Origin of the sequence: Prosthecobacter sp., from assembly GCF_044227185.1 — a bacterium.
In the GTDB taxonomy this organism is placed as follows: domain Bacteria; phylum Verrucomicrobiota; class Verrucomicrobiia; order Verrucomicrobiales; family Verrucomicrobiaceae; genus Prosthecobacter.
In genome coordinates this window covers 25,634-47,001 of record NZ_JBGAFO010000022.1, presented here as the reverse complement: position 1 = coordinate 47,001, position 21,368 = coordinate 25,634, and the positions used below count along the sequence as shown (strand labels likewise).

The 21,368-nt window shown below is 61.1% G+C and carries 15 protein-coding genes; 7 read left to right on the top strand and 8 right to left on the bottom strand.

Going from position 1 to position 21,368, the window contains the following annotated elements:
* Positions 1-173 precede the first annotated feature (173 nt).
* Positions 174-2,249 (top strand): DUF1549 and DUF1553 domain-containing protein, encoded by a 2,076-nt coding sequence (locus ACILSQ_RS31000; protein ID WP_395747589.1) that lies wholly within the window; start codon positions 174-176, stop codon positions 2,247-2,249.
* A 310-nt stretch (positions 2,250-2,559) separates the two neighbouring features.
* Here the strand turns inward: ACILSQ_RS31000 and ACILSQ_RS30995 are convergent, their stop codons facing one another.
* Positions 2,560-3,045: a hypothetical protein gene (locus ACILSQ_RS30995; RefSeq protein ID WP_395747588.1), complete on the bottom strand. Its 486-nt coding sequence runs from the start codon at positions 3,043-3,045 to the stop codon at positions 2,560-2,562.
* A gap of 363 nt (positions 3,046-3,408) precedes the next feature.
* Between ACILSQ_RS30995 and ACILSQ_RS30990 the strand changes: the two genes are divergently transcribed.
* Together ACILSQ_RS30990 and ACILSQ_RS30985 are read left to right on the top strand one after the other, a co-directional pair.
* On the top strand, positions 3,409-3,936 hold the full coding sequence (locus ACILSQ_RS30990; RefSeq protein WP_395747587.1) for a hypothetical protein: 528 nt from the start codon (positions 3,409-3,411) through the stop codon (positions 3,934-3,936).
* Between the two features lie 67 nt (positions 3,937-4,003).
* Complete coding sequence (locus ACILSQ_RS30985) at positions 4,004-4,366, top strand: hypothetical protein (RefSeq protein ID WP_395747586.1); 363 nt, start codon at positions 4,004-4,006, stop codon at positions 4,364-4,366.
* A gap of 790 nt (positions 4,367-5,156) precedes the next feature.
* Here ACILSQ_RS30985 and ACILSQ_RS30980 read toward each other — a convergent pair.
* The 5 genes from ACILSQ_RS30980 to ACILSQ_RS30960 all read right to left on the bottom strand — a co-directional run bounded on the left by ACILSQ_RS30980 (position 5,157) and on the right by ACILSQ_RS30960 (position 13,314).
* Positions 5,157-7,106 carry a DNA topoisomerase IV subunit B gene (locus ACILSQ_RS30980; protein WP_395747585.1) on the bottom strand — a complete coding sequence of 650 codons (1,950 nt, stop codon included), beginning with the start codon at positions 7,104-7,106 and terminating at the stop codon, positions 5,157-5,159.
* 342 nt (positions 7,107-7,448) lie between these two features.
* The gene (locus ACILSQ_RS30975) at positions 7,449-8,336 is read right to left on the bottom strand and encodes a sugar phosphate isomerase/epimerase family protein (RefSeq protein ID WP_395747584.1); all 888 of its coding nucleotides are present in this window, start codon (positions 8,334-8,336) and stop codon (positions 7,449-7,451) included.
* 165 nt (positions 8,337-8,501) lie between these two features.
* On the bottom strand, positions 8,502-9,860 hold the full coding sequence (locus tag ACILSQ_RS30970) for a hypothetical protein (protein ID WP_395747583.1): 1,359 nt from the start codon (positions 9,858-9,860) through the stop codon (positions 8,502-8,504).
* A 174-nt stretch (positions 9,861-10,034) separates the two neighbouring features.
* Positions 10,035-11,879, bottom strand: coding sequence for a GreA/GreB family elongation factor (locus ACILSQ_RS30965; protein WP_395747582.1), 1,845 nt, complete (start codon positions 11,877-11,879; stop codon positions 10,035-10,037).
* Between the two features lie 193 nt (positions 11,880-12,072).
* On the bottom strand, positions 12,073-13,314 hold the full coding sequence (locus ACILSQ_RS30960) for a class I SAM-dependent rRNA methyltransferase (RefSeq protein WP_395747581.1): 1,242 nt from the start codon (positions 13,312-13,314) through the stop codon (positions 12,073-12,075).
* A 243-nt stretch (positions 13,315-13,557) separates the two neighbouring features.
* Between ACILSQ_RS30960 and ACILSQ_RS30955 the strand changes: the two genes are divergently transcribed.
* Positions 13,558-15,744, top strand: coding sequence for an AMP-binding protein (locus ACILSQ_RS30955; protein ID WP_395747580.1), 2,187 nt, complete (start codon positions 13,558-13,560; stop codon positions 15,742-15,744).
* A 185-nt stretch (positions 15,745-15,929) separates the two neighbouring features.
* Positions 15,930-16,397: a hypothetical protein gene (locus tag ACILSQ_RS30950; protein ID WP_395747579.1), complete on the top strand. Its 468-nt coding sequence runs from the start codon at positions 15,930-15,932 to the stop codon at positions 16,395-16,397.
* 535 nt (positions 16,398-16,932) lie between these two features.
* Here the strand turns inward: ACILSQ_RS30950 and queA are convergent.
* Positions 16,933-17,913 (bottom strand): tRNA preQ1(34) S-adenosylmethionine ribosyltransferase-isomerase QueA, encoded by a 981-nt coding sequence (gene queA, locus ACILSQ_RS30945; RefSeq protein WP_395747578.1) that lies wholly within the window; start codon positions 17,911-17,913, stop codon positions 16,933-16,935.
* A 208-nt stretch (positions 17,914-18,121) separates the two neighbouring features.
* Between queA and ACILSQ_RS30940 the strand changes: the two genes are divergently transcribed.
* Together ACILSQ_RS30940 and ACILSQ_RS30935 are read left to right on the top strand one after the other, a co-directional pair.
* On the top strand, positions 18,122-19,249 hold the full coding sequence (locus ACILSQ_RS30940) for a Gfo/Idh/MocA family protein (RefSeq protein ID WP_395747577.1): 1,128 nt from the start codon (positions 18,122-18,124) through the stop codon (positions 19,247-19,249).
* Positions 19,250-19,395: 146 nt separating this feature from the next.
* The gene (locus ACILSQ_RS30935) at positions 19,396-20,076 is read left to right on the top strand and encodes an SDR family oxidoreductase (protein WP_395747576.1); all 681 of its coding nucleotides are present in this window, start codon (positions 19,396-19,398) and stop codon (positions 20,074-20,076) included.
* Between the two features lie 554 nt (positions 20,077-20,630).
* Here ACILSQ_RS30935 and ACILSQ_RS30930 read toward each other — a convergent pair.
* The gene (locus ACILSQ_RS30930; protein ID WP_395747575.1) at positions 20,631-21,368 is read right to left on the bottom strand and encodes an RluA family pseudouridine synthase; all 738 of its coding nucleotides are present in this window, start codon (positions 21,366-21,368) and stop codon (positions 20,631-20,633) included.

Here is a 21,368-nt window from a genome sequence, read left to right as displayed (position 1 = left end):
GCTGTGGTTGATGAGGGGGGCTTTTTTTTAACCACGGAGGGCACGGAGGGACACAGAGGTTGGGAGAGGGGGCTTTGAGGGGCGGGGGCAAAAATTTGGTTTGGGTTTTCAAGAATGCTTCGGGTGGGGCGTATTCAGGGGCTGTGAATGTGAGACTCACAGTTTTTGGGTGGATGCTGCCGGTTTTGGTGGTGGCGGGTGGTGCGCCGTCGGCGGAGGGGCTGTGGTCGTTGAAGCCTTTTGGGGCGCGGGAGGTGCCGGTGGTGAAGGAGGCGGGGTGGGCGAGGTCGCGGGTGGATCGTTTTATTCTGGCGCGGCTGGAGGCCGAGGGGCTGAGGCCGAATGAGGATGCGGAGGGGCTGACGCTGCTGCGGCGGGTGTATTTTGACCTGACGGGGCTGCCGCCGCCGCTGGAGGTGGTGGAAGGGTTTGAGATGCGGAAGTTTCCGGCGGTGGTGGATGCGCTGCTGGCCTCGCCGGAGTTTGGCGCGCGCTGGGGGCGGCACTGGCTGGATGTGGCGCGGTATGCGGAGACGAGCGGGAACACGCGGAACATGGCGTATGTGCTGGCGTGGCGGTACCGGAACTATGTGGTGCGGGCGCTGAACCGGGACACGCCGTTTGATGAATTTATCCGCGAGCAGATCGCGGGGGATCTGCTGCCGCCGGCGGGGGATGCGGTGCGGCGGGATGACCAGCTTCTGGCGACGGGGTTTCTCAATGTGGGGGTGAAGTCGCTGGGGGAGTCTGACGTGATGCTGTATGACATGAACGTGGCGGACGACCAGATCGACGCGACGTGCCATGCGTTTCTGGCGCTGAGCGCGAACTGCGCGCGGTGCCATGACCACAAGTTTGACCCGATCCCTACCACGGACTACCACGCGCTGGCAGGGATTTTCAGGAGCACTCAAAATCTTTCCGGGGTGGAGACGAACAATGTGAGGAAGGAGGCGGAGGCGATGCCGCTGGGGCGGGACGGGGTGCGGCGGATGGCGGCGGTGAAGCAGCACGAGAAGGACGTGGCGGACATGCAGAAGGACTACGCGGAGGTGGCGAAGAAGCGGAACACGATGCGGGAGGAGCTGGTGAAGGCGGGGATCAACCCCGCTGCGAAGGCGCCGGCGGTGATGCCGAAGGAGATGGCGGAGAAGATGAGCACGCTGACGGTGCTGGAGAAGGATGTGAGCGAGTGGCAGAAGAGGCTGGCGGAGAAGCAGAAGAGCGCGCCGACGCCGCCGCCGGTGGGGATGTCGGTACGGGATGCGGAGGTGCCGATCGACTGCCCGGTGTTTGACAAGGGGGAGGTCAAGAAGCCGCTGGCGGCTGTGAAGCGCGGGGCGCTCTCGGCAATTCCGGTGAAACTGGCGCCGATCGGCCCGAAGGAGAGCGGGCGGCGGCAACTGGCGGACTGGCTGGCGAGCCCGGAGAATCCGCTGACGGCGCGGGTGATCGTGAACCGGGTGTGGCTGCATTTGTTTGGGCGCGGGCTGGTGGCGACGCCGGATGATTTTGGCCGCCTAGGGCAGGCGCCGAGCCACCCGGAGCTGCTGGATGATCTGGCGGCGCGGTTTGTGAAGGAGGGGTGGTCGATCAAAGGACTGATCCGCGAACTGGTGCTGACGCGGACGTACCAGATGAGCTCGAGCACGAGGTCGGAGGCTGGGCGGGCGAAGGATGCGGCGAATGTGCTGCTGTGGCGCGCGAACCGGAAGCGGCTGGAGGCGGAGCCGCTGCGGGATGCGCTGCTGGCGCTGGGGGGCACGCTGAACCTGGCGCCGCGTGAGGGATCGCCGATCGCGGAGAAGGCGCAGGCGATCACTCCGCAGGGGCGTGAGGTGGGGCGGAGGCATTTTCTGAATGACCTGAAGGATGACACGACGCACCGGAGCATTTACCTGCCGATCGTGCGGGGGGCGCAGATGCCGATGATGCAGTGCTTCAACGCGGCCGACCCGGGGCTGGTGGTGGGCGGGCGCTCGGCGAGCATCACGCCGGTGCAGGCGCTGCTGATGATGAACAGCGAGTTGGTGATGAAGCAGGCGGAGGGTTTTTCAAAACACCTGGGCGGCGGGAGCGTGGAGGAGAAGATGGTGCGCGCGTGGAAGATGGCCTGCTGCCGCGTGCCGACGCGGGAGGAGCTGGGGATGATGCGGGAGTTTCTAGCCAGCGTGGGAGACACGCCGGAGGGATGGGTGCAGATGTGCCATGCGGTGATGCAAAGCGGGGAGTTTCAGGTGGTGGAGTGAGGAGCGGAGTTGACGGTGGTTTACAGTGGTTGGGGAGGGAGTGGTGGATGAGGTCGGTGCCTTTTTTTGAAGGTAGAAAGATTAGGGGTAGAAAAATTTTCCGGAGGCCGGAGGAGGCGATTTTTTTTGATTTGTGTTGTTGATGAGAGGGGTTGTCAGGATGGATGAATAGTCGTGGGGTAAACGGGAGGTTTTTTTGTGTCTGCGGTTCAGAGAATGGTGGAATTCAATACCTGCGAGATCGAAGGGGGCGGGTTATTTTTGGGGTATTGGATCAGGTGCGTGCTAAAGCGCATGCCCAGTCGATTTTTCAGGGGATTTTCACCACGATGTGTCTTCCACAGCGTTTGCTGACTCTTGAGCCGGTGGCAATCATATCCCAGGTGTTGGCAGGCACGCCTTCGATGGCGAACGTGCCACGGCCCTCGATCTGCACTCGAACACTCGGATAATGATGATTGTGGCTGTGATATTTTTCTACAACCACACCATCGGAGAAATCCAGACTCTCCATTTCCTCATTCGATAGACGAATCCAGCTCCAGAACAGTGCGAATGCCGAGAGCCACAGTGGAAAAACGCGCAGCAGCCAGGCCGCGGTGACCGGCGAAGGCTTGTTCAGATGCCGCCATGCGACAATCAGGTAAATAACTCCTGCCAGGACACTCACTGCAAGACAAACAGCACCGACGTAAGGCCAGTTGGGCACGTAAGGCAGCCGAAGAATAACGAATGGCGTGCCGAGCATGGCCAGTGCAGCCAGGACGACTAATAGAATGGCAGCGGATGCGCGCATGATGTGTCAGTTCCCGTTTTTGAGCAGCGGCCGACAAAGCGTCGAACAACACCCACTGCTGTGCGCAAAAGCATTTCGGGTCAAGACGCCTCTGCCAGCTACACATCAGGCGTGCCCGGATGGATGCTCTATCTCCCGCGCATCATGGGCGTGCGCGCTCCATGAAGGGGATGTGAGGGTGCGACACTCTTTGATGGTAGAAAGATTGGGGTGGAAAAATTTTCTGAGGCAGGCTGGCCCCGTGTTTAGGAGCGGCCTCGTCAGGTGGTTGATTCGCTGAGTTTTGGTCTGGCAGGCAGTACAAAAGCCCCCTTCGTTCAGTCGTGTTTGACGATCAATCGATCCAAATTTAGAGTCGCTGACATGACGATCAAAATAAAAAGCGCCCTTGTTGTCGCCTGTCTTTTTATCACCACCCATCTCAGCATTGGGGAGGAAACGACAAACGGCTCTTTGAAGTCTCTGTCAGACAGGCTGGTGGAGTGGCATAAACAAATGGCGGACACTTCGGTGGAGGCTAAAAAAGCCGCCCTGGAAGGTTTGCTTCCTACGAAGGCAGACATCCAACTGCTTTTTCCAAATGGGGCGGACAAGCTTTGGGAGAAACTTTCGATGCGCTACGAGCAAATGAAAATGAACATCGACAAGGTGGCGGAAGAGCTGGCAAGGGACGAGTGGATTGACATCAAGGTGATTGATGTGAGAAAAGATGATCCCACAGGGAGATACGAAAAGGTTTTGCAGGTGATCCCCAAGGACATCCCGGTTTGTCGAATCATTAAAACGGGCAAACGCGGCGGGTCGGCGGGGTCTGGCTCTTATTTATTCGTCAAGGGGCGCTGGATTTTCTTGCAGGGGTTGGAGGCGATTCCTGATTTTTTGAATCAATGATGAGCCTGCCCTGATGCCATGCCATGTCATGGCACGGTTATTCCACACAGTTAACCATCAGAAAGACATGCCTGAAGAGGATCAAGCACGCGCCGGCGAAGGTGAGGCAGAGAAGATGCTGCTCAATGAATACGGCAGGCGGCCCTGGTTTGTTTATCTTGGGCTGGCGGGGATGGTGCTGTTTGTGGCGGCGGTGGTTTTGAACGGTGTTCTGCCAGGCCGGGTGACGGTGCTGATGCGCCATGGTGTGGTGATGGGGGCGCATTTGATGGGGGTGATCGCGGGAGGGGTCAGTTTGTTTTTGGCGCGGTCGTCTCTTTCTCTTCGTGACCGGCAGAGGATGCTGCGGTGGGTGACGCTGCTGAATGCAGTTTTTTTTGTGGTGTTTGCGTACCGGACTTGGGTGTTGTGGGAAAGTCAGGGGCGGTGACTGCGATGATGGTGCAGGCGGTGTGAGACGTGGGGGGGGGTGTTTTTGGCAAGGGAATGGTGAGCAAGGGAATGTCCAGAAATTGAGAGATGAGGGGCGATGTGTGATGGTGGAGCGGAGGACGGCAGGCGTGGTTATACCATCCACAGTTGAAAAGCGGCCTCTGTGCGGCTGTGGTAAGATTTGCGGGAGGGGCATCAAGCCAGGTGCCCGCCTCTTCCTATTTTTAGGACGGCGAACCTTTTTCAGCGCCTGAGACGCCACAGACCCGAAACTTCGGCCCCGACGCAGCGGGGCCCTACCAGCCCTGCTGCCGCGCGCCGCGCAGGCAGACCCGTTTTCAATTGCTCATGGTCTTATTCAGGAGAATGGACGGACGCAGAGATCTGAACTCGAGGGAGAGGGATTCCGCGAAGGGCTTCCTTGGATTTGCGGGACACAGTGATCCTGTGGTGTTCCGGAGCTTCAAGGTGAAGACGAAGTAAGGCGCGAGCCTCTGAGCTTTTGTGAACCCGCCGGGCCGTGAGGTCTGGCGGGTTTTTTTGAGGGGACGCGGATTTATGATTTACGATTTACGATTTATGATTTGGGGAGAGGGGGGCAGGATGCGACAGTGAATTGCAGACCGTCACGCCGGACAGGACGCAATTGGGTTTCGGGTTGAAGCACGGTCTCCCGCGCACCTTCGGAGCGCGCTCAATGACCGGGGTGTGGCGACACGACACCCAGGGCTTGCTCGTTCCTCGCGGCGCCCTGGGCTGAGTCCTGCGGCCCTTCAGGCCGTACTACGCTACGCCGCCTCGGCCAGCGCGGCGGTCTCGGCTGTCTCCTTGAACTCCAGTTCCTGCTCGATGCGGAGGTTGTCCACGATGTAGCTCTGGCGTTCGGGGGTGTTTTTGCCCATGTAGAAGGAGAGCATCTCCTTCACGCTGCGGTGGTCGGAGGGGAGGGCGTTGCCGTCGGCGTCGGTTTCGTGGTCGCGGATTTTGACGGGCTCCAGGCGCATGTGGGGGCCGATGAAGTGCTTGAACTCATCGGGGCTGATTTCGCCGAGGCCTTTGAAGCGGGTGATTTCGGCGGACTTGCCGCAGCGGTGGATGGCGCGCTGGCGCTCTTCGTCGCTGTAGCAGTAGTAGGTCTCCTTTTTGTTGCGGACGCGGAAGAGGGGCGTCTGCAGGATGTAGAGGTGGCCTTTGCGCACGAGTTCGGGGAAGAACTGGAGGAAGTAGGTGATCATCAGCAGGCGGATGTGCATGCCGTCCACGTCGGCGTCGGTGGCGAGCACGACACGGTTGAAGCGGAGCTCTTCGAGGTCTTCTTCGATTTGAAGGGCGTTGGCAAGGAGGTAGAACTCCTCGTTTTCATAGACGATCTTGCGGGTGAGGCCGTAGCAGTTCAGGGGCTTGCCGCGGAGGCTGAAGACGGCCTGGGTTTCCACGTCGCGGCTCTTGGTGATGCTGCCGGAGGCGCTGTCGCCCTCGGTGATGAAGAGGGTGCTTTCGTCGCGGCGCTTGTCCTTGGTGTCGAAGTGGATGCGGCAGTCGCGGAGCTTTTTGTTGCAGACCTTGGCCTTGCGGGCGTTTTCGCGGGCGGCCTTCTGGATGCCGCTGATCTCCTTGCGCTCCTTTTCGTTGGCGTTGATCTTGTCCTGCAGCGACTTGGCGATGTCTGCGTGCTTGTGGAGGAAGTTGTCGAGCTGGGCGGTGATGACGCTGGTGATGTGGCCGCGGAGGTTGCGCCCGTTGGGCTCCATGTGGGTGGAGCCGAGCTTGGTCTTGGTCTGAGACTCGAAAACCGGCTCCTGGACCTTCACGCTGACGGCGGCGATGAGGCTGCCGCGGACGTCGGCGGGGTCGAACTGCTTTTTGTAAAACTCGCGGCATTCCTGAACGATGGCCTCGCGGAAGGCGGCGAGATGGGTGCCGCCCTGGGTGGTGTGCTGGCCGTTGACGAAGCTGTAGTACTCCTCGCCATAGCCGCTGCCGTGGGTGAAGGCGACTTCGACGTCCTTGCCTTCGAGATGGACGATGGGGTACTGGGGTTCTTCGGTGAGCTTGGCGCGCACGAGGTCCATCAGGCCGTCCTTGGACTTGAACTTTTCCTCGCCGGCGGGTGTTTTGAGGATGAGGGAGAGGCCGGGATTGAGCCAGGCGTAGAAGCGCAGCATCTCGCGGACGAAATCGAGGCGGTAGTGCGTGTCTTCGGCGAAGCTTTCGGCATCGGCACGGAAGGCGATGCGGGTGCCGTTTGGCTCGTCGCAGGGCTTGGGTTTGCCCATGTCATAGACCACGATGCCCTGGCTGAACTCGATGGAGCGGGTCTGCTTTTCGCGCACGGCCTGGATTTCGAAGAATTCGGAGAGAGCGTTGACGGCCTTGATGCCGACGCCGTTGAGGCCGACGGAGCGCTTGAAGACTTCGCTGTCGTATTTGGCGCCGGTGTTGATCTGGGCGGCGCATTCCAGGAGCTTGCCCAGGGGGATGCCGCGGCCGTAGTCGCGGACGGTGACGGTCTGGTCTTCGGTGATGGTGATCTCGATGGAGTTGCCAAAGCCCATCACGTGCTCGTCGATGCAGTTGTCCAGCACCTCCTTCAGCAGCACGTAGATGCCGTCCTCGGGCAGGGAGCCGTCTCCCAGCTTGCCGATGTACATGCCGGGGCGCAGACGGATGTGCTCGCGCCAGTCGAGGGATTTGATGGAGTCTTCAGTGTAGTTGTGAGCGGGGGAGGGGGAGGCCATGGGCGGGAATGACGAAATCAGAATGAGGAATGACGAATGGTGTGACCTGAGATGGCAGAAAGCACGGGGGGTGTCAAGGGGGTGTACTGGTCATACGAGCAGCGGGGGATTTATGATTTACGATTTTCCGGAGGGGGATGGAGGCGCTTTACGAATCTCACTTGCGATACGGCGAGGACGTTCGGTTTGCCGCAGAGGGGCAAAGGAGCAGAGGTGGCAGAGATTGAATTTTTTGATTCTCTGCTCCCTCTGCCTCCCCGCCCCCTGCGGCATACCGAATGTATTTGTGAGCTTCGAATGCCATGGTGCGGAGTGTTTCCGCACGCACTCCTGAGGGCGTTCTCAGTCCTTCACGGCTTTGCGCGCTTCGGTGACCAGATTCATCCACAGCTCGCGCTGTTCGGCGAGGGCGGCGACGCGGTCTCCGGGGGGGAGCTTGTGGGCTTCGAGGCAGACGTGGCCAACGTAGTCGGCTTCGACGAGGAGTTTGGCGAGCTTGTCGAGAGGGTAGCTGCTCTGATTGACGCCGCGGATGTGGACGGTGTGGCCGAGGCGGTCTTTGACCATGGCGAAGTTTGCCTCCAGGCCGGCGCCGTTGAGGTCGGTGTCGTTGGAGTTCCAGCAGACGCGCACGTTGTCGCGGTCGGCGGCGTCCATGATGGTCTTGATGTTGGGGAGCTCGGAGGTGTCCTTGCCGTGAACTTCGAGGCGGATTTCCTGGCCAAAGCCGACGGCGTAGTCGCCCAACTCTGCGAGGGCCTTGCCGATCTGGGCGAGGGTCTTTTCCACGGGCACGTCCTTGGGCAGGGCATTGGGCTTCACTTTGACGCCGCTGGCGCCGAGGTCGTGGCTGAGCTTGATGTACTGCTTTGCGCCTTCGATGTTCTTTTTCAGTTCGTCCTCCTTGGGGGAATGGAACTCGAAATTGGTGCCCATGCCGAGGAGATCGACGGGGGAGTCTTCAAACTGCTTTCGTACTGAGGCGCGCTCCTCCGGTGTGAGGGCGGTGCTGACCTTGTGCGCGTGATCGATGCGCAGCTCGACCGCGAGGACCTTGGCGGTCTCGCAGTTTTTGAGGAGGGTGGGCAGGTCCCAGTCAGCGCCCCACATGTAGGTGACGAGGCCAAACTGAATGTTTTCTCCTTTGTAGCTGAGGCGGGGCTCTGCGGAGAAGGCGGCGGCGGCACTGGTGCCGAGGACGGTGTGGAGAAAGTGGCGGCGGGTGGACATGGTGGTGGCGGGGTGGTAAACGCCCGCCATGGAGGACTCATTGCAGCGGGCTGTCAAAAGGTGGCTGTGCCGTCCGGCAGAATGCGGAGGCACCTCCACACTCCAGCTCCGGCGGTGCCGGGAACGAAGAGGCTGTTTGCGCGGGCAGGGCGCTGCGCCGTGGCTTTACGGGGTGTCCTGGGCCGCTTTCTTTTCAGCGGCGATGTCCTTGCGGCGGAAGCCCTGCACGCGGCCGTTGCCCTTGTAGAGGTAGATTTTTTTGACGTCTTCGAGACGCATGATGACCCAGGGGGAGAGGATGTTGCGGCCGTTTTTGGTGAAGACGATGTTGTCCGCGAGATGGACGCAGGAGTGAAAGGCGTCTCCAGTGGTGTTGTCGAGGAAGAAGAGGATGTCGGCAAACTGGTAGGGAGGATCCACGGGAGTGAACTGCTCCAGCACCTGGCTGGTGGCGAGGCGGGCGTCGAGGAGGTACTCGTGGGGCTCGTAGTTGAAGAAGTTCAGGGAGGTCCAGTGGCAGTCCGGCATGACACCGTGCTTGGCCATGTCGAGGCCCGGGTAAGTGTAGAGGAGCTTGCGCGCGAGGGCGGGCAGGATGTGGACGATGCCCAGGTCATCCACGCCATCGAGCTCGATGACGGAACGGACGAGGGGCTCCAGGTCCTTGCGGCGGAGGCCGGTGCCGAAGCTCCAGTATTTAATGATCTCCTCAGCGTTGGAGTTTTTGTCGAGCTGGAGACGGATCATGAGGTTGCGGGTGCGGGTGCAGGCCTTGAAGATGGCGCGGGCCTCGGAGTCTGACTGGGCGTAGTTCAGGAGGGCGGGGATGTCGCTGAATGCCATGGCCTCTCCGCGTGGGTAGCTGAGCTGCTTGATTTTGCTGATGAGCTCCGGGCGCAGCCTGCTGCTTTTGTACCATTCATCAATGCTGGTGCCGATGATCAGGACGGGGTCGGCATGGTATTCGTTTTCCGGGTAGCGCGCGAGTTCGGAGTAGATCACCGCCCGCGTTTCCGCGGTCATGCCTTCGAGTTCAGCCAGAGGGGGGAGGAGATGGACAAAGGCGCCTTCTTTGACCAGATGCTTTGGTGAAAGGATGGTGGCGACGAGGGAATCCGAGAGGCCGGCTTTGGAAAAAAAGGAGGGCAGGCTGGGCAGCAGGGCGGCAGGGAAGGTCCAGCGTGGAATGGGACTGGGAAGAGGGAACTCCTCGATGAGGCTGGCGGGGGCCTCCAGATAGACGTAGGCGCATTTCAGCGGCCCCCAGGGGCCGGGCTGCGCATCAAAAACGGCGGAGCTGTTGGGCACCGCGGGAACGGCGGGGGGCTGGGACTGGATGGTTCCGGAGGAGCCGCTGAGGATGACGCTGAGATTTTCAGACCGGCTGATCTGCGCCTGCGAGGCCGCCGGAAATGAGAGCCCGGCCACGATCAGCGCCAGCAAGGAAAGGCTGGCACCGCCGGCAGCCGTAAGCTTCTTTCGAAGGCTGCGCGGAATAGAAAAAGAAGGGGGGGCTGAAGGCATTGGTTGGGGGCTTGCATCAAATCATAAGCGGCTTACGCGGCTTAGAACAATCCCCATGTGAGGGGGGGATTGGTGATGAATACGTGCAGAAGATTCAGGAAAAATCACGCTGAATCAGTGTGCGCGAAGAAAAATCGCCGCTTGTGACGGAGATTTCATTTAGAGCACCCTGGCTTACACTTTAAAAGGGCGAATCGCCATCACTTTGGCCCTGCGGCTGACGTGGTGGCTGTCCGTGGGAAGCTCCAGCTCCTCACCCGTGGTCTTGCCGATGAGAGCTTTGGCGGACTCGGAAAGATAGCTGATGATGTTCTTGTCGAGGTCGCCGTCCCAGGCGCCGAGAATGGTGAAGGTTTCCTTTTCGCCGGAAGGGATGTCTTCCACATCCACGATGGTGCCGATGCCGACCTTGTCGGTCGCGACATTGGCAAAGTCGGTGCCGCGTGCGTTGCGGAGCTCGCGCTCGAGCTTGCCCTGCATGCGCAGGAGGACGGACTGCTGGTCGCGCGCGGCCTTGTAGCCGCCGTTTTCGCGGAGGTCGCCCTCATCGCGGGCGATCTGGATCTCGCGTTTGTTGTCCGGGATCTTGACGTTGACGAGGTCCTCCAGCTCCAGCTTTTTGCGCTCCAGGCTTTCCCAGGAGACGATGAGGGAGTCGTCCTTGTGGGTGGCGGCGGCATTTTCGTCCATGATGGACTCCATTTCGGGGCGCACCTTGATGATGCGGGCCATGAGGGAGCGGCGGGTCAGTTCATCAAAGAGGGAGCCGTTGATGAGGCGCTTGGCCAGCAGGCGCACGTCTTCTTCATCCGCCTCGGCCACCATTTCGCCCAGCAGGGTTTTGTCGTCGGAGAGGAGATCCTGAAGGCGGCCGGTGCGCTTTGGCCCGCCCTCCATGTGGTCGCTTTCAATGACGCCGAGGATGGCGTGGCCGAGATCGATGTCGAACACGGATTCGGCGAGGCCTTTGCGCTCGCGGGCCATCCAGATGAGGAGGTCAGCGGAGAGCATGCGGTTGCGCAGGGATTTCTTGAGGGCTTCGGCCAGGACGTCGCGCTCATCATTGGCGTCCAGCACGGTGGCGATCTCTGCCACGGCGCGGCCGCCGGTCTTGGTGAGGTGGTGGAGGATTTCAGGCACCCAGGCGCGGTTTGGGAAGGCTTCGGGGAAGGCGCGGTAGATGCGGCCTAGGGGGCCGGAGGACATGCCCTTGATGGCGTCTGCGAGAACTTCCTTGGTCTCGCAGATGAGGTCGGCAATTTTCATGGAGCCCATCGGGGCGGAGACGCTGAGGTTTTCCACCAGTTCATCGCGGGCGAGAAGGAGCTGGAGGCACTCTTTGAGATTGAGCTTCACGCTTTTGCGCGCGGAGTCGGAGATGTCCTGGAAGACGGGGATGAGCTCAGTCTTGGGATCGGTGAAGAGATCGATGTCCTTCTGGATGGAGGCCAGGGTTGCGAGCTTGGTTTTCAGGTCGCGCGCGGCGAGGAAGGACTTCACCATCTGGGTGCCGGCGTTTTCGGCCTGGTCGCGCAGGACGAGCTTTTCAGTGCGTTTGGCAGGGACGACGATGTGGCGGTGGGTTTTGAGCGCGCGCTTGGCGCCTTCCCACCACTTTTTGTAGTCGGCGTCGGGGATGATGCGGCCTTTGAGGAGTTTTTCCAGGTCGTCGAGATGGAGGGTGTTGCCGCTGCTCTTGAGAGCCAGCTCCACGAGGGCCGGAGGGTTCTTGGCCGCCATCTCCTTGAGCGAGTCGAGATCTGCCAGACGGCGGGCGAGGAGGTGGTCCGGCGAAAGGATTTCGAGGGAGCTCACGGCAAAGGCGAGCTTGAGCGGGTGGCCGGGCTTGCCTTCGAAGTCGATGAGCACGCGGTCTCCGAGCAGATCCCATTCGGCGATTTTCCCGACGCCCCAGCTTTTGTGGAGCACGAAAGTTCCGGGTTCGAGTTTGGAAAGTTTTTCGCCGTCGGCTGCAGGGAGCTTTCCTGCGGCCACAATGTTTTGCACCTCTGGATTCATGGGACGTTTAGAGTAAACAGTCGGGATGAGGTAGCAAAGGAAACCTGCGGGGGATTCGCGCGGGGCGGGGGAGAGTTTAAAGTTTCAGGTCTAAAGTTTAAAGTTGTGGGGCGGGGCTGCGAATGCGGCGGACCGTGCCCAGCCCTGGCGAAGCAACTTGAAACTTTTAACCTGTCACTTGAAACTTTGCCTTCTACCACGCGAGGCACCAGAGCACCTTCAGGTAGCGGCTTTCGGGGCAGTTGGACATGACGGGGTGGTCGGCGCCGGCGCCGGTGCGGTCCAGGATCTGGAGGCGGCGCTTGCTGCGGTGGGCGGCGCGCATGACGATGTCTTCAAATTCAGCCACATCCAGCAGGCCGGAGCAGGAGCAGGTGACGAAGAGGCCGCCGCGACGGAGCAGGCCCAGGGCAACGGCATTCATGTCGTAGTACTTGTTGCGGCCGAGCTGGCCTTCCTCGGCATCGCGGGAGAAGACGAGCTTGGGAGGGTCGAGCACGACGGCGTCCCACAGGGTGCCGTTTTGCTGCATCTGGCGCCCCCAGGTGAAGGTGTCCGCATGGACCCAGTCGATGCGGACCTGGTTTAAGTCGGCGTTCTTCTTTGCCTGGGCGATGGCTTTTTCATCCAGATCCACCGCGGTGACGTCCTCGCAGCCGCCGTGTACGCGTGCGCTGAGGGAAAAACCGCCGGTGTAGCTGCAGAGATCCAGCACGCGGCGGCCGCGGGCGAGGTGGCCGAATTTGAGGCGGTTGTCGCGCTGGTCGCAGAAGAAGCCGGTCTTGTGGCCGTCCTCGAAGCTGACCTGATAGCGCACGCCGTTTTCGCGGATGCGCACGCTGCGGGGGGAGGGCTCATCCGCCTGGGGGACGTCCGCCCAGCGCATGCCCTCGATGCGGGCGATGTCGGGATCGACCTCGATGAGGTGCTGCCTGGTGCCGAGGGCGGCATGGAGCCGGGGCAGCCAGCGAGGCAGCCGCCGCCAGACGCCGAGGGTGGTGACCTCGATGGAGAGGACATCGGCATAGCGGTCCACGACGAGACCGCTGAGGCCGTCTCCGTCCGAGGAGACCACGCGCCAGGCATCGGTGGTCTCATTGAGGCGGAGGGTTTTGAGGCGGAGGTCCAGCGCGGCGTCCAGCCGGGCGTCCAGCGCGTCCTCACTGAGGACGTTTTCGCCGTGCTGCAGGACGCGGAGGGGGACGTGGGCCTTGGGATTGTAGAAGCCGCTGCCGAAGAGCTGGCCCTCCTTGTCGTAGACATTCACCAGGTCCCCGGCGCCGGCGTCAGGAGAGACGGCGCGGATCATGTTTGGATACACGGCGGGGTGGAAGGAGAAATACTTCATCTGCGCCCAGGGCCGCAGCCAGTCCGCGCTGCCCGGGGGCGGGGCGGGAGGGGAGTCACGGCGGGGATGGCGCGGGGGAGGGGGCATCGGAGGGGAGTTGACGGTTGTTGACGGTGGCTGAAGGCTTGCTGCGCAAGCGTTGACGGTGGTTTGGGAGGCCCGCTGCGCAAGCATGGGTCGCACGCCGTTCTTTCTTTCCAATGCGAACCACTGTCAACCACCGTCAACCACTGTAAACAACCGTCAACTCTGCTCCGGCGGCTTTTCCCGCTGGCATGCGCGTTGCTCCCCGCTTACTTACGATGTACACCTGCATTCCGCGCATTCACCATGGCCTCTGAAAAGCCCGTCACCCTCAAAGATCTGACCATCCTTGGCAAAGAGCACCTGCCGTCTGGTGGTGGATACCTGATCCTGCCCAGCCAGCTGGGGTATTTTGACCTTTTGAGGCTGGAGCTGGTGCTGGGGGGCAGGGAGGTGATTTATGTGGTGAAGAAGGGAGCGGCGCTGCATCCGCTGCTGCGGGTGCATCTGGAGCGGGACAGTGTGCATGCGATGGAGTTTTCCCCGGGGGAGACGGAGGTGTCCGCCTACCGGAGCGCCATGGCGGAGGCGGCGAAGAGCGGGGCGGTGATCATTTACCTGCCGGCGGAGGCGGCGACGATGAACGCGCCGATGACGACGGTGCCGGGGACGAAGCTGGAGTTTCTGCTGAAGGCGGAGATTCCGGTGCTGCCGCTGTTTGTGCAGAGGCGGCAGGACATCGCCCTGCCGATCGAGCGGCGCTACAGTGATGCGGAGACGATCTTCACTTTTGGCAAACTGCTGCAGGGCCCCGAGGTGAACCTGGCGAACTACCAGGAGAGCCTGCTGCTGCTGTCCGAGCAGAGCTTCAATGACTCTCCGGCGCTGGATCTCAGCCTGGGGTATGCCCTGATCCAGGGTTTTAAAAAGCATGGCTCCCGCAACAGCGTGGTGGATGGCAAGGACGAGAAGATCCTGAAGTTTGACAAGGTTTTTGCCACGGCGCTGGCTTTGTCCGAGGTGGTGAAGAAGGAGACGAAGAAGGCGCGGGTGGGGATCATTCTGCCGCCGGGGCTGGGGGGGCTCATCTGCAATGTGGCGGTGGTCATGGCCGGGAAGATCCCGGTGAACCTGAACTTCACGGCCGGGCGCGCGGCGATCGACAGTGCGATCCGGCGAGGAGACATCGACCGCTTCCTGACGGCGGACATTTTTGTGCGGAAGATGCAGAGCTTTCCGTGGCCGCCGAGCAAGCAGCTCATCCTCATCGAGCGCCTGCTGCCGAAGATGAAGGTGTCCATCGCGAAATGGCTGGTGCTGAGCAAGGTGCTGCCGGCGGCGGTGCTGGCGGCGCTGCTAGGGATTTCCAAGAAGGGCGGGCGCAAGGAGGCGCTGCTGCTCTTTACCAGCGGGAGCTCCGGGGAGCCCAAGGGCGTGGCACTGACGCACCGGAACCTGGTGGCGAACGTGATGCAGTTTGGCAGCCGGCTGGGGATGCAGAGCAATGACAGCATCCTGGGATGTCTGCCGCTGTTTCACAGCTTTGGCTGCACGGTGACGCTGTGGTTTCCCATTATTTACGGGCTGCACCTGGTGACGTATCCCTCACCGATGGAGGTGAAGAAGCTGGCGCAGCTCGTTGAGAAGTACCGCGTCACGCTGATGATCTCGACGCCGACCTTCCTGCGCAGCTACCTGCGGGGTGTGAACCGGGAGTCGCTGGCCTCGATCAAGTACTGTGTGACGGGTGCGGAGAAGCTGCCGAGCACGGTGGCGGAGGCGTTTGAAACGCGCTTTGGCAAGAGTGTGCTGGAAGGCTACGGCCTGACGGAAACGTCTCCGGCCACGAACCTGAACCTGCCGGATCCCGAATCGCATGGGGAGGACGACAACGGCTATAGCTGGCTGCCGAGCCACAGGCAGGGATCGGTGGGGCATGTGCTGCCGGGGATGGCGGTGCGCATCACGAATCCGGAGACGGACAAGCCGGTGCCGCTGCACCAGAGCGGGATGATCTGGTTCAAGGGGCCGAACGTTTTTGAAGGCTATCTCAACGATCCGAAGCGCAGCGCGGAAGTGCTGCAGGACGAGTGGTTCCGCACGGGGGATATCGGCCGCGTGGATCTGGACGGCTTCCTGTACATTGAAGGGCGCCTGAGCCGCTTCTCGAAGATCGCGGGTGAGATGGTGCCGCATGAGACGGTGGAGGAGGCGCTGGTGAAAGCGATGGGACTGGAGAATGAGACGGTGCGTAAAATTGCCGTGGTGGGCGTGCCGGATGTGGACAAGGGCGAGGCTCTCATTTTGCTGACGAGCATGCCCGGCGGGCCGGAGCACCAGGAGATTCTGGACCTGCGCTACCGCCTGCTGGACAAGGGCATGCCGCCGCTGTGGATTCCGAAGAAGATGATCCGTGTGAGCGATATTCCGGTGCTGGCGTCCGGGAAGCTGGACGTGCAGAGCTGCGAGAAGATCGCGAAGGCGGGGATGTAAAGTTGACCCGTTGCACCGCAACGGGTTTGGAATGTGCTGCGCTCGACTCAGGTCGGTGCATGGGGTGATTTTAAAGAAGTGAAGGTAGAAAAATTAGGGGTAGAAAAATTTTTCCGGAGTTCTGAGGTCTTGGGAGGGGTTCCAGTTGCGGCGCAATGGGGAACTTTTTCCGAGCCTCTCTGTGATTGAACGACACGCTTCTGGGATTGACCAAGTCAGGGGCTGGTGGTTTATCAGGCCGGGTCAAGCTTACGGCACTTCTCATGAGCAATCCTCTACCTGACTTTCCAGAGATAACGTTCCAATGCCCGAAGGTCTGGTCGCAGATGCGGGGCGACGAGAAGACCCGCTTTTGCGATGTCTGCAACCGTCAGGTGCACAACCTCTCCATGATGAGCAGGCAGGAGCGCAGAGCTCTGCTGACGGCCGAGGGAGAGAGTCCTTGTGTGGCTTATTTCAAAGAGGTGAACGGTGCAGCGATTGATGTGACGGCCTTGTCAGAGGCGGATCCGCTCAGGCACCTGCTGACGAAGGCTGCGGCACTTTCGCTCAGCACTGCTCTGTCGTTGCTGCCTTCCTGCACCACTCCGCCTGAGCAAAGCCTGGGTCGCACCAACATGATGGGGTTCCAGGGATGGTCGCAAGGCAAATGAGGCGGGAGATGCGGCAGTAATGGTTCAAGGGGGCAAAGTTGGCCAGTTGCGCTGCAACTGGAGTCGGTTCCAAACCAGTTGCGGCGCAACTGGTCAACTTTTCAGGTGCCTCGCGTTTCTGGTTTGTCGTTTTCGTCCACTGCGTAGGTGCGCCTTCAAGAGGGGCGATGTCGTGGCCGCAGCGTCGTGGCTCATCTGCTGCGTTCCTGTGTCCGTTGTTCGGACTCCGCATTCCGCCGTTCGTAGTCTCTGATATCTAGGCATCTGGCCAGCACGGCTGCGAAAATCAAAACGAGGCCAGCACCGCTCCAATGAAAAAGCAGGGAGATCAACACCACCAAGACTGCCGCTATGGCTAAGATAAGCAGGCTGCGCTTGGCATTTCCCGGAATTACAAAAAGCCAGCGGAGGAGCTTTAACATCTCAGAATGATGTACGTGGAAAGTTGCAAGTCCAGCCCCAGGCTGATTTGATGGCTGCTGTCATTTCACGTCCTGTGTCATTGGCGCAGGCTGGGCTGGCGGAGGTTTATGCCTCACACAATCAGCATGCAATCCCCGTAGCTGAAGAAGCGATAGCGTTCGCGAATGGCTTCCTCGTAGGCGTGCATGACCAGCTCCCGCCCGGCAAACGCGCTGACGAGCATGATGAGAGTGGACTTGGGCAGGTGGAAATTGGTGAGGAGGCCGCCGGCGACTTTGAATTCAAAGCCCGGATGGATGAAGATGTCTGTGCTGCCGTGGGTGGCGATGACCTGGCCGTGATCGCGGGCGACGGTTTCCAGGGTGCGGAGGGCGGTGGTGCCGACGGGGATGACGCGTTTCGCGGACTGCACGGCCTGGGCGGTGGCGGCGGAAACCTCATAGACTTCGGAGTGCATCCTGTGCTCGGCGATGTTTTCCACTTTGACGGGCTGGAAGGTGCCGACGCCGACGTGCAGGGTGACGAAGGTGTGGGGCAGGGGAGTCAATACTTCGGGCGTGAAGTGGAGGCCGGCGGTGGGTGCGGCGATGGAGCCCTCGCTGCGGGCGAAGACGGTCTGGTAGCGTTCGCGGTCGGCGGGCTGGTCCTCGCGGCCCATGTAGTGGGGGAGGGCGAGGTGGCCGTGCTTTGACTCATCGACGACGCGGTCGAACTCGATGATGCGGTCGCCGTTTTCCTCCATGATCTCGACGACGGTGCCGGTGGCCTCGCCGATGGGGACGGTGTGGCCGAGGCGGAATTTTTTTCCGGGCCTGACCATGCAGCGCCAGCGGGTGGGCGTGAGGGGCTCCAGGCGCAGCACCTCGTGACCATGATTCGTGAAGTAGCGCGCGGGCACGACACGGGTGTCATTCAGCACGAGGAGGTCTCCGGCTTCGCGTGAGATGAAATGGCCGATGTCCCGAAAGCTGCGGTGCTCGATGCGTCCCTCCTGGCGGTGAACCACCATCATCCGCGAAGCCGAACGATCTGCCAGGGGCTCGCTGGCGATGAGCTCGGGGGGGAGGTGGTAGTCGAAGTCGGAAGTGAGCATTGGGGAGGAGCTGGCGATTGTTTGCAGTGGTTTGCGATTGTTTGCAATGGTTGTCGGAGGGAGGGGGTGCGCTGGGGCGTTTGTGTCGCGAGGGTCTCAACCATTGCAAACGCCCGCGGAGCGGGCCTTCGTCCGATTCCTCCCAAACTTTGTCCTTCCCATGTTTCGGGATTCCCGCCTATAAGAGGGCGTCATCCTTTCAACCACCATGCCTGAGAAAAAACTCAACATCGCCGTCGTCGGCCTCGGATTCGGGGCGGAATTCATCCCCATCTGGCAGCGTCATCCGCTGACCACCTGCTACGCGATCTGCCAGCGAGATGAGAAGAAGCTGAAGACGATCGGGGATGCCTTCGGGGTGGATGTGCGGTACACGGATTTCAAGGCGATGCTGAAGGACCCGAGCATCGACGCGGTGCATATCAACTCGCCGATTCCGGATCATGGCTGGATGAGCATCGAGGCGCTGAAGGCGGGCAAGCATGTGGCCTGCACGGTGCCGATGGCCACGAACATCGAGGACTGCAAGAAGATCTGTGATCTGGTGAAGAAGACGGGTCTGAGCTACATGATGATGGAGACCGTGGTGTATGCACGCGAGTATCTCTACATGAAGGAGCAGCTGGACAAGGGCACGCTGGGCAAGCTGCAGTTTGTGCAGGCCTCCCACCAGCAGGACATGGACGGCTGGCCAAACTACTGGCCGGGGCTGCCGCCGATGTGGTACGCCACGCACTGCGTGGGGCCGGTGGCGGGTCTGATCGGCAAGCCGGCGGAATACGTGAGCTGCTTTGGCTCGGGGACGGTGCGCAAGGAGCTGCAGAAGTGCTATGGCTCCCCCTTTGCGGTGGAGACGGCGCACATCAAGTTCAAGGGCACGGATGTGAATGCGCGCATCATTCGCAGCCTGTTTGACACGGCGCGGCAGTATCGGGAGAGCATCGATGTGTATGGAGACAAGGTGTCGATTGAGTGGCCGCTGATCGAGCATGAGCCGCTGGTGATGCACCGCGCGAAGCTGCCGGAGCACAAGATTCCGAAGCTGGTGAAAGCGCCTGACTTTGCGAAGCGGCTGCCGAAGGCGATCCAGCGCTTCACGACGAAGGGTGTGTATGACCTGGGCACGAAGACGCACCTGAGCTTCACCCAGGGCAGCGGCCATGGCGGGAGCCATCCGCATCTGGCGCATGAGTTTGCGAGCGCGCTGGCGGAGAAGCGGCAGCCGTTTCCGAATGCGGCGCAGTCGGCCAACTGGACCTGCGTGGGCCTTTGCGCGCATGAGTCGGCGATGGCGGGCGGGAAGATTGTGAAGCTGCCGGCGTTCACGCTGGGGTGAAGAAGCAAGAGGGTTAGGGCAAAAAAATTAGGGGTAAAAAATTTCAGAATCAGAGTCTGGAAAAATCTTTTTAGCCCCCATTTTTTTACCGCCAATCCTGAAGACAGAGATTTGCCATTGCTTGGATTCTGGGCCCATTGCCATCCATGCCACTGTCGTCTGAATCCGTCAGAACCGCCGTCATCACCGGCGGTGAAGGGGATTTGGCGCAATGCATCGCGGCGGAGTTGCGGGGCGCGGGGTTCAAGGTCTTTGCTCCCGGGCGTGATGAACTGGATGTGACCCGCGCGGACTCCGTGCGCGGTTTCTTTGCAGCGCTGCCGGGACTGGATCTGCTCGTCAACAATGCGGGTGTGTGCCGTGATGTCTCTGTGGTGAAGATGAGCGAGGCCGATTTCGACCACGTCGTCGATGTGAGTCTGAAGGGCGCTTTTCTCACCACGCAGGCTGCGGTGAAGCTCATGTCCAGGCAGCGCCACGGGCACATCGTCAACATTGGCTCCTACTCCGCGCTCAGCGGGCCTGCGGGGCAGGCGAACTATGCGGCGGCGAAGGCGGGGCTGATCGGGCTGACGCAGAGCACGGCCCAAGAATACGGCGCGCGGAATGTGCGGGCGAACTGTGTGCTGCCGGGTTTTTTGGAGACCAAGATGACGCGACACCTGCTGGAGGATGTGGCGTGGAAGGAGGGGCTCCTCGACGGCCACGCGCTGGGCCGATTGAACACGGTGGAGGACGCGGCGCGGTTTGTTGTGTTTCTGCATGGCATGGAGAGCGTGAGCGGGCAGGTGTTTCAGCTCGACAGCCGGGTGCGGCGATGGGCGTAGACTCAGAGTATTGTCGTGGCGGCTTTAGCCGGTTCTGGGCGGGCGTCCCTGATACCAGACGCAGTTGAAAATGAGTCTGCGCGAGTGGCATTCCATTGAAGCAGGTGATGAGGTCATGCGGCGTCGCATTGTGAGATGAAAGGGATGGGTGATTGCGCAAGAAGAGCGCGGCGGGACGCGGTGCAGGCGCTGCTGGAACCCTGCGTGGTATTGAGGAGCGCTGGGTTTGCTCGACCGGATTTTGCGTGGGTGACCCAGGGCTTGCTCGTTCCTCGCGGCGCCCTGGGCTGAATCCGCCGCCCCTTTGGGGCTGGTGAAAGTGCGGAGGCGGTGTGGATGAAGAGAATCGCCCCGTTTTCAATAGATCGTGGTATGACATCCAGAACCGGCTAATTCTACATTGTTAAAAATGGAACACACTGCCCCAGCAAGTCCCCTGCTTGAACCACTCACACGTCCGGCATGACGGTGCCGCTCCTCAGTTCCACAGGAACTGAGCTACTTGGGGCTGCCGCCCTGGCGGAGCGCTTAACAATGTAGAACTAAAGCCGGTACTACAATACAAATGCTTCTGGCAGCGGCGCGTCCCAATGGCTGGGAAAGCCTTCGAGGTTCAGCTCCAGGCGTGAGGAATGGAGGGCTTGGCGGGGGAGGAGGAGTCGCTGCTCCAAGGCTGCGGTCCAGCCGGTCTCGATGAACTCGAGGTAGCAGCGGTCGTCGCGGCCGTAGAGTTTGTCTCCGACGATGGGGAGGCCGAGATGATGGAGGTGGACGCGGATCTGGTGCATGCGGCCGGTTTCGGGGCGGGCCTCGATGAGGGCGAAGCGTTCGCCGGAGCGCTCAAAACGCTCCAACGTGCGGAAGGCGGTGAGGCAGGCGGTGCCGTGAGGGTGGACGATTTGCTTGACCCAGATGTCGGTGGGCTGGACATCGCGTGCGTTGGCGATGGGGGCGTCGAGTGTCTGCTGCTCCCAATCGGGCCAGCCGTGGACGAGGGCGGTGTAGGTTTTGTGAATGCGGCGCTCCTGCATGGCCATGCCGAAGAGGCGGGCGTGCTCGTGGTTTTTGGCGATGAGCACGACGCCGCTGGTTTCGCGGTCGAGGCGGTTGATGATGGAGACCTGGCCGCCGTTGGCGATTTCATAGGAGAGGAGATCGCAGACGCGGTGCCAGAGGGTGGGCGGCCCCTTGGGGTCGCCGGGATGGATCTGCAGAGGCGCGGGTTTGTTGACGACGATGTAGTCGTCCGTTTCGTCGATGACGGTGAAGGTGGCGTTGTTGCGGATGCTCAC